The following is a 12,132-nucleotide window of genomic DNA, read 5'->3' on the forward strand; positions in this document are numbered from 1 at the left end:
GGAGAGGGAACCGCGAACATGGGCGTGGTCACGCAAGTGCTTTACATCGCGCTGATGTGCTTCCTCATCGTGCTGATCTTCCGGCTGGTCATGGACTACGTCTTCCAGTTCGCCCGCTCATGGCAACCCGGCAAGCCGATGGTGGTCGTTCTGGAGGCCACCTACACTGTCACTGATCCACCGCTCAAGCTTCTGCGGCGGTTCATTCCGCCGCTGCGTCTCGGGGGCGTGGCGCTCGACCTGTCCTTCTTCGTACTGATGATCATCGTCTACATCCTGATCACCGTCGTGAGCCAGGTGTGAGCGAGATGTCTAATACGGTCTTGCCGAATGCCGACGACTACGTTGAGGTGAAGAGATGCCGTTGACCCCCGAGGACGTGCGGAACAAGCAGTTCACGACCGTCCGCCTCCGAGAAGGCTATGACGAGGACGAGGTCGATGCCTTCCTCGATGAGGTCGAAGCCGAACTGACGCGACTCCTCCGTGAGAACGAGGACCTGCGCGCCAAGCTTGCCGCGGCCACCCGTGCCGCCGCACAGAACCAGCAGCAGGGCGGCATGCGCAAGGGCCCCGACGGGCCCGGCCCCCAGGACCAGCGAGGTCCCGGCGCCCCCGTGCCTGCCGCAATATCGGGTCCGCAGCCGGTCCCGCCGCAGCAGCAACAGCAGATGGGCGGCCCCATGGGTGGCCCGCCGCAGTTGCCCGGTGGCGCTCCGCAGCTGCCCGCAGGCCCCAGCGGACACGGTCCGCAGGGCGGCCCGCAGGGTCCCGGCCCGATGGGTCAGGGTCCGATGGGGCAGGGTCCGATGGGCGGCTCCATGGGCGGTCCGATGGGCGGCCCCATGGGTGGCCCGCCGCAGATGCCGCAGCCCGGTCAGGGCCCCGGTGGCGACAGCGCCGCCCGTGTGCTCTCCCTTGCGCAGCAGACCGCCGACCAGGCGATCGCGGAGGCCCGTTCCGAGGCCAACAAGATCGTCGGCGAGGCCCGTTCGCGCGCCGAGGGTCTCGAGCGTGACGCCCGTGCCAAGGCCGACGCCCTGGAGCGGGACGCGCAGGAGAAGCACCGCGTCGCGATGGGCTCCCTGGAGTCCGCTCGCGCCACGCTGGAGCGCAAGGTCGAGGACCTGCGCGGCTTCGAGCGCGAGTACCGCACGCGTCTGAAGTCGTACCTGGAGTCGCAGCTGCGTCAGCTGGAGACCCAGGCCGACGACTCGCTGGCTCCGCCGCGCACTCCGGCCACTGCCTCGCTGCCGCCGTCCCCGGCGCCGTCGATGGCTCCGGCCGGTGCGGGTGCCCCGTCCTACGGCGGCAACCAGTCGATGGGCGGCAACAACCAGCCCGCCGGCGGCCCGTCCTATGGCGGCCAGCAGCAGATGTCTCCCGCCATGACGCAGCCGATGGCGCCGGTGCGGCCGCAGGGCCCCGCCCCGATGCAGCAGGCTCCGTCGCCGATGCGCGGCTTCCTCATCGACGAGGACGACAACTGACGGGCATGACCACGCCGTAGGCGTCGGCAGCATTCAGGGCCGGGCCCCCAGAGTTTCTGGGGGCCCGGCCCTTTTGCCGTCATGTGCCACCTTCTGCCGTCGCCGCCGTGCAGAAACGTTCATCTGTACGTGGGTACGCAACGCCGAAGGCCCGGCCCCGCCAAGATCTTTGGCGGGGCCGGGCCTTCGGTCGGTCCTGAGGCGTTACGCCTTGCGGAGGCGGAACGTCAGCTTCAGGGCGTCGTCGGTGAACGGCTGCCCGAATGTGTCGTCCGCCTCACCCGGGGCGCCGTCCTCGTTCAGGAACGTCGTGGCGAGGACCTCGTCCGCGATGAGCTCGGACTGCTCGGACAGGGCCGTGCCGACCGCCGGGTCCGTGGAGGTCCAGCGCAGGGCGATCCGGTCCGCGACGTCCAGGCCGCTGTTCTTGCGGGCCTCCTGGATCAGCCGGATCGCGTCCCGGGCCAGGCCCGCACGGCGCAGCTCCTCGGTGATCTCCAGGTCAAGGGCGACCGTGGCGCCGGACTCGGACGCCACCGACCAGCCCTCGCGCGGGGTCTCCGTGATGATGACCTCGTCCGGGGCCAGCGTCACCGTCTCGCCGTCGACCTCGACCGAGGCGGTGCCCTCGCGCAGGGCGAGGGACAGCGCGGCCGCGTCCGCCTCGGCGACGGCCTTGGCGACCGCCTGGACGCCCTTGCCGAACCGCTTGCCGAGGGCACGGAAGTTGGCCTTGGCCGTGGTGTCGACCAGCGAGCCGCCGACGTCGGAGAGCGAAGCCAGCGAGGAGACGTTGAGCTCCTCGGTGATCTGGGCGTGCAGCTCCGGGTTGAGCGACTCGAAGCCCGTCGCCGCGATCAGCGCGCGGGACAGCGGCTGGCGGGTCTTGACGCCCGACTCCGCGCGCGTGGCGCGGCCGAGCTCGACGAGGCGGCGGACGAGAACCATCTGCTGGGACAGCTGGGGGTCGATGGCGGAGAGGTCCGCCTCCGGCCAGGAGGAGAGGTGCACCGACTCCGGGGCGTCGGGCGTGACCGGCACGATCAGGTCCTGCCAGACGCGCTCCGTGATGAACGGCGTCAGCGGGGCCATCAGACGCGTGACCGTCTCGACGACCTCGTGCAGGGTGCGCAGGGCCGCCTTGTCGCCCTGCCAGAAGCGGCGGCGGGAGCGGCGGACGTACCAGTTCGAGAGGTTGTCGACGAAGACGGACAGGAGCTTGCCCGCGCGCTGGGTGTCGTAGCTCTCCAGGGCCTGGGTGACCTGGTCGGTCAGCGCGTGCAGCTCGCTGAGCAGCCAGCGGTCCAGGAGCGGGCGGTCGGCGGGCGCCGGGTCGGCGTCGCTGGGGGCCCACTTCGACGTACGGGCGTAGAGCGCCTGGAAGGCGACCGTGTTCCAGTACGTGAGGAGCGTCTTGCGGACGACCTCCTGGATGGTGCCGTGGCCCACGCGGCGGGCCGCCCACGGGGAGCCGCCGGCCGCCATGAACCAGCGGACCGCGTCGGCGCCGTGCTGGTCCATGAGCGGGACGGGGTCCAGGGTGTTGCCCAGGTGCTTGGACATCTTGCGGCCGTCCTCGGCGAGGATGTGGCCGAGGCAGACCACGTTCTCGTAGGACGACTTGTCGAAGACCAGGGTGCCGACGGCCATCAGCGTGTAGAACCAGCCGCGGGTCTGGTCGATGGCCTCCGAGATGAACTGTGCGGGGTAGCGGCTCTCGAAGAGCTCCTTGTTCTTGTGGGGGTATCCCCACTGCGCGAACGGCATCGAGCCCGAGTCGTACCAGGCGTCGATGACCTCGGGCACGCGCGTGGCCGTGGATCCGCAGCCCTCCTGCGGGCAGGTGAAGGTGACCGCGTCGATGAACGGGCGGTGCGGGTCGAGCTCCGACTGGTCGGTGCCCGTCAGGTCGGAGAGCTCTGCGCGCGAGCCGACACAGGTGAGGTGGTCCTCCTCACAGCGCCAGATGGGCAGCGGGGTGCCCCAGTAGCGGTTGCGGGACAGCGCCCAGTCGACGTTGTTGGTCAGCCAGTCGCCGAAGCGGCCGTGCTTGACCGAGTCGGGGAACCAGTTGGTCTTCTCGTTCTCCTGGAGGAGGCGGTCCTTGATGGCCGTGGTGCGGATGTACCAGGACGGCTGCGCGTAGTAGAGCAGTGCCGTGTGGCAGCGCCAGCAGTGCGGGTAGCTGTGCTCGTAGGCGATGTGCCGGAAGAGCAGGCCGCGGTCGTCGAGGTCCTTGGTGAGGGTTTCGTCCGCCTTCTTGAAGAAGACACCGCCTACAAGCTGTACGTCCTCTTCGAAGGTGCCGTCCGGGCGGACCGGGTTCACGACCGGCAGGCCGTACGCACGGCAGACCTTGAGGTCGTCCTCACCGAAGGCGGGGGACTGGTGGACCAGACCGGTGCCGTCCTCGGTCGTGACGTAGTCGGCGTTCACGACGTAATGCGCCGGAGCCGGGAACTCTACGAGCTCGAAGGGACGTTGGTAGTTCCAGCGCTCCATCTCGGCGCCGGTGAAGGTCTCGCCGGTCGTCTCCCACTCCTCGCCGAGCGCCTTCTCGACGAGCGGCTGGGCGACGACCAGCTTCTCCTCGCCGTTCGTCGCGACGACGTAGGTCACGTCCGGGTGCGCGGCGACAGCGGTGTTGGAGACCAGGGTCCAGGGGGTCGTCGTCCAGACCAGGAGGGCGGCCTCGCCCGCGAGAGGTCCGGAGGTGAGCGGGAAACGGACATAGACCGAGGGGTCGACGACCGTCTCGTAGCCCTGCGCCAGCTCGTGGTCCGACAGGCCCGTGCCGCAGCGCGGGCACCAGGGGGCGACGCGGTGGTCCTGGACGAGGAGATCCTTGTCGAAGATCTCCTTCAGCGACCACCAGACCGACTCGATGTACTCGGGGTTCATCGTGCGGTAGGCGCCGTCGAGGTCCGTCCAGTACCCCATGCGGGTCGTGAGCTCGGCGAAGGCGTCGGTGTGCCGGGTCACGGACTCACGGCACTTGGCGTTGAACTCGGCGATGCCGTACGCCTCGATGTCCTTCTTGCCGTTGAACCCGAGCTCCTTCTCGACCGCGAGCTCCACGGGCAGGCCGTGGCAGTCCCAGCCGGCCTTGCGGGCCACGTGGTAGCCCCGCATGGTGCGGAAGCGCGGGAAGACGTCCTTGAAGACGCGGGCCTCGATGTGGTGGGCGCCCGGCATGCCGTTGGCGGTCGGCGGGCCTTCGTAGAACACCCACTCGGGGCGGCCCTCGGACTGCTCGAGGCTCCTGGCGAAGATCTTCTGCTCGCTCCAGAAGTCGAGCACGGCGTGCTCGAGGGCGGGCAGGTCGACCTGGGCGGGCACCTGACGGTACTGCGGCGGCGTATTCAACGAGTCCTCCGGCGGATGTGCTGCCTTCCGTCGGAGGGACGAGAGCCGTGTGCGCCTGGTGCGGCGCGCTCCCGCGGTACCACCCTCCTTGGCTCTCCGGAACGGGGTCCGCGCCGGTGAGCCCCCTCATTGGGGTCGCGATACCGGGTCTACTTGCCTCGGCTGGGACGCTTCGGCGTTCTTCCGGCGGCTCCGGGGTGATCTTCGCGTCGTGCCGGCCCCCGGGCTCGCACCGTCCCCGGGTCGCTCATGGCTGCGTGCGCCGCTACTCGTCCCCATCCACGCTTCTCGCTGCCGTCCAGTGTACGGCGCGCGGGAAGGGGGCGCCGACCGGTTTTCCGGGAGTCCTGTGGCGGGTGGGGGAGGAGGCGGTGACTGACCCGAATGGCGACATGCGGGGCGGGCGGTTCCTGGCGCGCTCCGGACGGCGGATTACCCGGCAGGGAGTTGGGCACAACGCATGCAGACTCGCCTCGCGGCACCCGTGGGGCGGGGGAATCGGGCGGCGTGCCCCGTTGCCGCGGGCCTGGAGTCGATTTATCGTCCCAGCACGATTCGCGAGCAAGATCACAATATGTGAAGGGGCCGCGGCCATGGTGGCGAAGAAGACCGCCGTACAGCAGTCGGCGTCCGGCAGATCCACAGGCGCGGCCGCAGCGACGGCCAAGGATGTGAGCGGCAAGAAGAGCACGCACGGGGCCAAGGAGACGGCGGCCAAGAAGACGGCTGCCAAGAAGGCGACGAAGGCGACGACGGCCAAGGCGACGACCGCCAAGGCCACGCCGAGCAAGGCCACGACGAGCAAGGCCACGGCCAAGAAAGCCGTCGCGAAGAAGACCGCCACCAAGAAGACGGCGGCCAAGAAGACCGCCGCCAAGGCGGTCGACCAGGAGGTGGCCGCTCAGGACACAGGGATCGACGAGGCCCCTGAGAGCGCTGCCAAGGCCGTCCCCGCGAAGAACGCGAAGAGCGCGAAGAAGACGGCCGCCAAGAAGAGCACCGCGCACAAGAGCACGGCCAAGAAGAGCACGGCCAAGAAGACGGCCGCGTCCGCGGCCGATGATGCGGCTGAGGCCGCGGAGACGACGGGAGCCACGACGGTGGTTGCGAAGAAGACTCCGGGCACGGCGACAGCAGCGAAGCAGCCGACGGCAGTGCCCAAGGCGCGCGCCGCGGCGGTGGAGCCCGGCGAGCTCGCGGTCCGGCCCGGGGAGGACCCCTGGACGCCGGAAGAGGTCGCGGAGGCCCGCGCGGAGCTCCAGAGCGAGGCGCTGAGGCTGGGCAGCGAGATCAACTCCTCCGAGGAGTCCCTGGCGGGCCTGATGCGGGACTCCGGTGACGGGGCGGGCGACGACGACGCGGACACCGGCACGAAGAACATCACGCGGGAGCACGAGATGGCGCTCGCCGCCAACGCGCGCGAGATGCTCGTGCAGACCGAGCGTGCCCTGGAGCGCCTCGATGCGGGGACGTACGGCCTCTGCGAGAACTGCGGCAATGCGATCGGCAAGGCACGGATGCAGGCCTTCCCCCGCGCGACGCTGTGCGTGGAGTGCAAGCAGAAGCAGGAGCGCCGCTACTGAGCCCGGCCTGGGCGCCGGGGACCGTACGTGTGTGCCGTACTCTCGTCCCCAGTCAGGTACCTAGGTTGAGGGACTCACGTGGCAGAGGCGGAGCGCATCATCGGTACGCCGGACATCCCTGAGACGGCCGGGGACGAGCCGGAGCAGTCCGGTCCGGACTCCGAGAAGACGGCGGCGGCCGAACAGGACGGGCAGCAGGCCGAGGCCGGGGCCGAAGGTGCGACTGCGGCCGACGGTGCGACCGCGGCCGAAGGTGCGGCCGCGGACAAGGGCAAGCGCAAGATCGCCGTGCTCTTCGCGGTGGCCGTCGTCGCGTACGCCTTCGACCTGATCAGCAAGATGATCGTGGTGGCCAAGCTGGAGCACCACGAGCCGATCGAGCTGGTCGGCGACTGGCTGCGCCTCTCCGCGATCCGGAACGCGGGCGCGGCCTTCGGCTTCGGCGAGGCCTTCACCATCATCTTCACCTGCATCGCCGCGGCGGTCATCGTGGTGATCGCGCGGCTCGCCCGCAAGCTGTACAGCCTGCCGTGGGCGATCGCGCTCGGCCTGCTGCTCGGCGGCGCGCTGGGCAACCTCACCGACCGCCTGTTCCGTGCGCCCGGCGTCTTCGAGGGCGCGGTCGTCGACTTCATCGCCCCGAAGGGCTTCGCGGTCTTCAACCTCGCGGACTCGGCGATCGTCTGCGGCGGCATCCTGATCGTGCTGCTCTCCTTCCGCGGTCTGGACCCGGACGGCACGGTCCACAAGGACTGAGGCCGGGGGCGGCAGCGGGCCTGTGGTGCGGGCCTGTGGTGCGGGAGTGTCGGTGCACTCCTGCATACTCAATGGGTGAGCACGATTCCCGAGATCCGTACCCTGCCCGTGCCGGACGGCCTGGAGGGCGAGCGCGTCGACGCCGCCATCTCGCGCATGTTCGGGTTCTCCCGTACGAAGGCCGCCGAGCTTGCCGCGGCGGGGAAGGTCTCGGTCGACGGCTCGGTGGTCGGCAAGTCCGAGCGGGTGCACGGCGGCGCCTGGCTGGAAGTGGAGATGCCGCAGGCGGCCGCTCCGGTGCAGATCGTCGCCGAGCCCGTCGAGGGCATGGAGATCGTCCATGACGACGACGACATCGTCGTGATCGTCAAGCCGGTCGGCGTGGCCGCGCACCCGAGCCCGGGCTGGACCGGGACGACCGTGATCGGCGGCCTCGCCGCCGCGGGGTACCGGATCTCCACCTCCGGCGCGGCCGAGCGCCAGGGCATCGTGCACCGCCTCGACGTCGGCACGTCCGGCCTGATGGTCGTCGCCAAGTCGGAGCGCGCGTACACCTCCCTGAAGCGCCAGTTCAAGGAGCGCACGGTCGACAAGCGCTACAACGCGCTGGTCCAGGGCCACCCCGACCCGATGAGCGGCACCATCGACGCCCCCATCGGCCGCCACCCGAACCACGACTACAAGTGGGCGGTCACGGCCGAGGGCAAGCCCTCCGTGACGCACTACGACCTCATCGAGGCCTTCCGCGCCGCCTCCCTGCTCGACATCAAGCTGGAGACGGGGCGCACGCACCAGATCCGCGTCCACATGTCGGCCCACCGGCACCCGTGCGTGGGCGACCTGACGTACGGCGCGGACCCCACGATCGCCAAGCGCCTCGGCCTCACCCGCCAGTGGCTGCACGCCGTCCGGCTCGGCTTCGAGCACCCGGGCGACGGCCAGTGGGTGGAGTACGAGAGCGGCTATCCCGAGGACCTTCAGAAGGCCCTCGACCGGGTCCGCGCGGAGAGCTCGTGACCGGTGTGACGGTCCGGACCGCCGAGGGCACGGACGACCTGGAGGCCTGCTTCGCCGTCCGCAAGGACGTCTTCGTGGTCGAGCAGCAGGTCCCGGAAGAGCTTGAGTACGACGAGCACGACGCCAGGGCGGTGCACGTCCTGGCCATCCGCGAGGACGGCGTCCCGCTGGGCACCGGGCGGCTCCTGACCGGCGCCGCGGCGGCCGCCAAGAACGGCGGGGACACCGGAGTGGGCGCGCTCGGACGGCTCGCGGTGACGCGGGCCGCGCGGGGCCTCGGGGTGGGCGCCGCCCTGGTGCGGGCCATCGAGGACGTGGCACGCGCGCGTGGCCTGACGGCGGTGGACCTGCACGCGCAGACCCACGCCCTGGGTTTCTACGAGCGCCTCGGATACGAGGTGTACGGCCCGGAGTTCCCCGACGCCGGGATCCCGCACCGCGCGATGCGCAAGCCGCTGAACCAGCAGAACCCGTAGAACCAGCAGAACCCGTAGAACCACAGAGCGGGCCGGGCAGGTTCGTAGAACGTGTCGCTCCGGTTGGCGGGGAATGCGTGGCAGGGTTGAGGTCTTGATCGTCCAAGTCTCGACTGCCGGAGTGCACACGTGGATCAACTGGCGCTGGTGCTCATCTTGCTGCTCGGTGCCGTGGTCACCGTGCCCCTGGGGGACCGCCTCGGACTGCCCGCGCCGGTCCTGATGACGCTGGTCGGGATCGGCATGGCCCTGCTGCCGTTCGTGCCCAATGTGGAGATCCCGCCGGACTACATCCTTCCGCTCGTGCTCCCGCCGCTGCTCTACGCCTCGGTGCAGCGCACCTCCTGGCGGCAGTTCACGGCCAACATCCGCCCCATCCTGCTGCTCGCCGTGGCGCTGGTGTTCGTGACCACGGCGGCGGTCGCCGCGGTCGCCAACTCCGTCGTCCCCGGGCTGCCGATCGCGGCGGCCGTGGCGCTGGGGGCGCTCGTCGCGCCGCCCGACCCCGTCGCCGCCACCGCGGTCGCCGGATCGCTGGGGCTGCCGCGCAGGCTCGTGTCGATCCTGGAGGGCGAGGGGCTCTTCAACGACGTCACGGCGATCGTGCTCTACCACGTGGCGATCGCGGCGGCGATGAGCGGGACCTTCTCCTGGCCCTCCGCCGTGGGGCTCCTGGTGCTGTCGGCCGTGGTCGCCGTCATCGTCGGCCTCGTGCTCGGCTGGCTCACCAACAAACTCATGGGTCTCCTTGGCGACGCCACCCTGCAGACCGGCCTGACGCTCCTGGTGCCGTTCGTCAGCTATGTGCTGGCCGAGGAGCTGCTCGGCTCCGGCGTGCTCGCCGTCCTCACCACCGCGCTCTACCTCGCGGAGAACGCCGTCGACGCCGACGACGTGCTCGGGCGGATCACCGGACAGACCTTCTGGCAGATCGTCGACACCCTGGTCACCGGCATCGCGTTCGGGCTCATCGGCCTGGAGCTGCACAACGTCTTCGGCATCGCGAGCGGCCGCCCGTGGGAGATGTTCGGCTGGGGCGCGGCGATCGTCGCCGTCGTCGTCGGCGTACGACTGCTCTGGCTGCTGCCCGCGACCTGGCTGGCCAAGCGGCTCCACAAGCTGCGGGACGTCGACGAGGAAATCCCGACCACCTGGCGCGAGACGGTCGTCATGTGGTGGTCGGGGATGCGGGGCGTGGCCTCGGTGGCGCTGGCGCTCGCGATTCCGCTCAAGACGGACGACGGAACTCCGTTCCCGGCCCGCGACGAGATCATCTTCATCGCGTTCTGCGTCATCATGGCGACCCTCGTCGCCCAGGGACTCACCCTGCCCTGGCTGGTGCGCAAGCTCGATGTGCGCGCCGACGCCGGTGCGGAGCGCGAGCTGGAGCACGCGCTCGCCCTCCGCGCGGCCAAGGCCGCCAAGCGCCGCCTCAAGGAGATCGAGGAGGTCGAGGAGCTCCCCGAGGACGTCTCCGAGCGGCTGCTGCGCGGCGCGTTCGACATCGGGGCCAGGATCAGCCCGGATCTGCTCGACGACGAGCGCCGCGAGCGGTACGCCAAGCGCGTCGACCGGCTGAAGGCGGTCCAGCGCATCCAGCGCGAGATGATGTCCGCCGCCCGCCACGAAGTGCTCGCCGCGCGCAGCGAGCCCGGCGCCGACCCGGAGGTCGTCGACCGGGTCCTGCACCACCTCGACGTACGCAGCCTGAGGTGACCGCCGGGCGGTCCGCGCTCAGCCGCGGCCCGTCCGGGGGACGTCCGGCGAGAACTGCTCCAGGCGCGGCCGGTGGCCGTTCGGCACCGGCTCCGCGGTGCCGGTGGTGACCCGCGGCAGCGCGTAGGCGTGGTGCTCGGCGAGCCAGCGGATCATCTGCTCGCGCACCGTGACCCGCACCGTCCATATGTCGTCCGCGTCCTTCGCGGTGACCAGGGCGCGGACCTGGATGGTGGTCGGTGTGGTGTCTGTCACCGCGAGGCCCCAGTCCCTGCCGTCCCACGCGGCACAGTCGCGCAGGATGTCGTGGAGCCGCTCGCGCATCCGCACGACGGGCGCGGAGTGGTCCAGCTGGAAGAAGACCGTGCCGGTCATCTCGGCGCCGCCCCGCGACCAGTTCTCGAAGGGCTTCGAGGTGAAGTACGACACCGGCATGGTGATCCGGCGCTCGTCCCAGGTGCGGACGGTCAGGAAGGTCAGGGTGATCTCGTCGATCGTGCCCCACTCGCCGTCCACCACCACCGTGTCCCCGAGCCGCACCATGTCGCCGAAGGCGATCTGCAGCCCCGCGAAGAGGTTGCCGAGGGTGGACTGGGCGGCGACACCGGCGACGATGCCGAGGACGCCCGCCGACGCGAGCAGCGAGGCGCCCGCGGCCTGCATCGCGGGGAACGTCAGGAGCATCGCGGCGACGGCCACGACACCGACGATCGCGGTGACCACCCGCTGGATGAGGGTCACCTGCGTACGCACCCGGCGGACGCGGGCCGGGTCGCGGTGCATAGTGGCGTAGCGCGCGTACGACGCTTCGACGACGGCCACCGCGATCCGCACGACGAGCCAGGCGGTGGAGCCGATGAGGATGAGGGTGAGGGTGCGGCCGATGCCCGCGGAGTGGTCATCGGCGATCTTGGTCTGCTGGTACGAGCCTCTCAGGATGGCGGTGCACAGGACGACTTGCAGGGGTACGCGGCAGCGGCGCAGCAGCCCCCACAGCGGGGTCTCGTGGTGCCGCTCGTCGGCCCGGCGCAGCAGGACGTCGACCAGCCAGCCGACGACCACCGTGAGCACGACCGAGCCGCCGACCACGATCAACGGACGCAGTACGTTCTCCATGCCTCCGAGGGTAGGGGTAGGGCACGGATGGCACGATGGCCCCATGAACATCGTGCTTTTCCATTCGACGTACGGTCTGCGGCCCGCGGTGCACGCGGCGGCGGACCGGCTGCGTGCCGCCGGGCACGAGGTGTGGACCCCCGACCTCTTCGAGGGCCGCGTCTTCGACAGCGTCGAGGAAGGCAGGACGTTTCAGAACGAGCTCGGCAAGGACGAGATCCTGAAGCGCGCGATCCTCGCCGCCGCGCCCTACTCGGAGCGGGGTCTCGTCTACGCGGGCTTCGCGCTCGGCGCCGCGACCGCGCAGACCCTCGCCCTCGGCGACGAGAAGGCGCGCGGCCTGCTGCTCCTGCACGGCACCTCCGACCTCGCGGAGAACGTGTCCGTGGACGAGCTGCCCGTGCAGCTGCACGTCGCCGAGCCCGACCCGTTCGAGTCCGACGACTGGCTGAGCGCCTGGTACCTCCAGATGGGCCGGGCCGGGGCCGACGTGGAGATCTACCGCTACGCGGGCGCGGGCCACCTCTACACCGACCCGGACCTCGACGACTACGACGCCGAGGCCACGGAGGCGACGTGGCGCACGGCGCTCGGCTTCCTGGAGACGCTCTAG

The 12,132-nt window shown here is 70.5% G+C and carries 10 protein-coding genes; 8 read left to right on the forward strand and 2 right to left on the reverse strand.

Annotated features, from left to right (window positions below):
* The first annotated feature begins 18 nt into the window (after positions 1–18).
* Both ABZV77_RS30600 and ABZV77_RS30605 read left to right on the forward strand, forming a co-directional pair.
* Positions 19–303 carry a YggT family protein gene (locus ABZV77_RS30600; protein WP_356263701.1) on the forward strand — a complete coding sequence of 95 codons (285 nt, stop codon included), beginning with the start codon at positions 19–21 and terminating at the stop codon, positions 301–303.
* A gap of 55 nt (positions 304–358) precedes the next feature.
* Positions 359–1,489: a DivIVA domain-containing protein gene (locus ABZV77_RS30605; protein ID WP_356263704.1), complete on the forward strand. Its 1,131-nt coding sequence runs from the start codon at positions 359–361 to the stop codon at positions 1,487–1,489.
* A gap of 204 nt (positions 1,490–1,693) precedes the next feature.
* On the opposite strand, the gene ileS is transcribed toward ABZV77_RS30605, so the two are convergent.
* Positions 1,694–4,855: an isoleucine--tRNA ligase gene (gene ileS, locus ABZV77_RS30610; protein WP_356263707.1), complete on the reverse strand. Its 3,162-nt coding sequence runs from the start codon at positions 4,853–4,855 to the stop codon at positions 1,694–1,696.
* Positions 4,856–5,448: 593 nt separating this feature from the next.
* Here ileS and ABZV77_RS30615 point away from each other — a divergent pair.
* From ABZV77_RS30615 to ABZV77_RS30635, 5 genes are all read left to right on the forward strand, one after another.
* Positions 5,449–6,438, forward strand: a complete 990-nt coding sequence (locus ABZV77_RS30615; protein ID WP_356263710.1) for a TraR/DksA C4-type zinc finger protein — start codon at positions 5,449–5,451, stop codon at positions 6,436–6,438.
* A 78-nt stretch (positions 6,439–6,516) separates the two neighbouring features.
* Positions 6,517–7,194 carry a signal peptidase II gene (lspA, locus tag ABZV77_RS30620; RefSeq protein WP_356263712.1) on the forward strand — a complete coding sequence of 226 codons (678 nt, stop codon included), beginning with the start codon at positions 6,517–6,519 and terminating at the stop codon, positions 7,192–7,194.
* Positions 7,195–7,269: 75 nt separating this feature from the next.
* On the forward strand, positions 7,270–8,211 hold the full coding sequence (locus tag ABZV77_RS30625; protein WP_055565226.1) for an RluA family pseudouridine synthase: 942 nt from the start codon (positions 7,270–7,272) through the stop codon (positions 8,209–8,211).
* Positions 8,208–8,687: a GNAT family N-acetyltransferase gene (locus tag ABZV77_RS30630; protein WP_356263715.1), complete on the forward strand. Its 480-nt coding sequence runs from the start codon at positions 8,208–8,210 to the stop codon at positions 8,685–8,687. Before ABZV77_RS30625 ends, ABZV77_RS30630 begins: the two co-directional genes overlap by 4 nt.
* 129 nt (positions 8,688–8,816) lie before the next feature.
* Positions 8,817–10,403 (forward strand): Na+/H+ antiporter, encoded by a 1,587-nt coding sequence (locus ABZV77_RS30635; RefSeq protein WP_356263718.1) that lies wholly within the window; start codon positions 8,817–8,819, stop codon positions 10,401–10,403.
* A gap of 18 nt (positions 10,404–10,421) precedes the next feature.
* Here ABZV77_RS30635 and ABZV77_RS30640 read toward each other — a convergent pair whose 3' ends face one another.
* Complete coding sequence (locus tag ABZV77_RS30640) at positions 10,422–11,519, reverse strand: mechanosensitive ion channel domain-containing protein (RefSeq protein WP_356263721.1); 1,098 nt, start codon at positions 11,517–11,519, stop codon at positions 10,422–10,424.
* Between the two features lie 43 nt (positions 11,520–11,562).
* On the opposite strand from ABZV77_RS30640, the gene ABZV77_RS30645 reads away from it, so the two are divergent.
* Positions 11,563–12,132 carry a dienelactone hydrolase family protein gene (locus tag ABZV77_RS30645; protein ID WP_356263723.1) on the forward strand — a complete coding sequence of 190 codons (570 nt, stop codon included), beginning with the start codon at positions 11,563–11,565 and terminating at the stop codon, positions 12,130–12,132.

It is taken from the genome of Streptomyces sp. NPDC004732, assembly GCF_040609235.1.
Classification (GTDB): Bacteria; Actinomycetota; Actinomycetes; order Streptomycetales; family Streptomycetaceae; genus Streptomyces.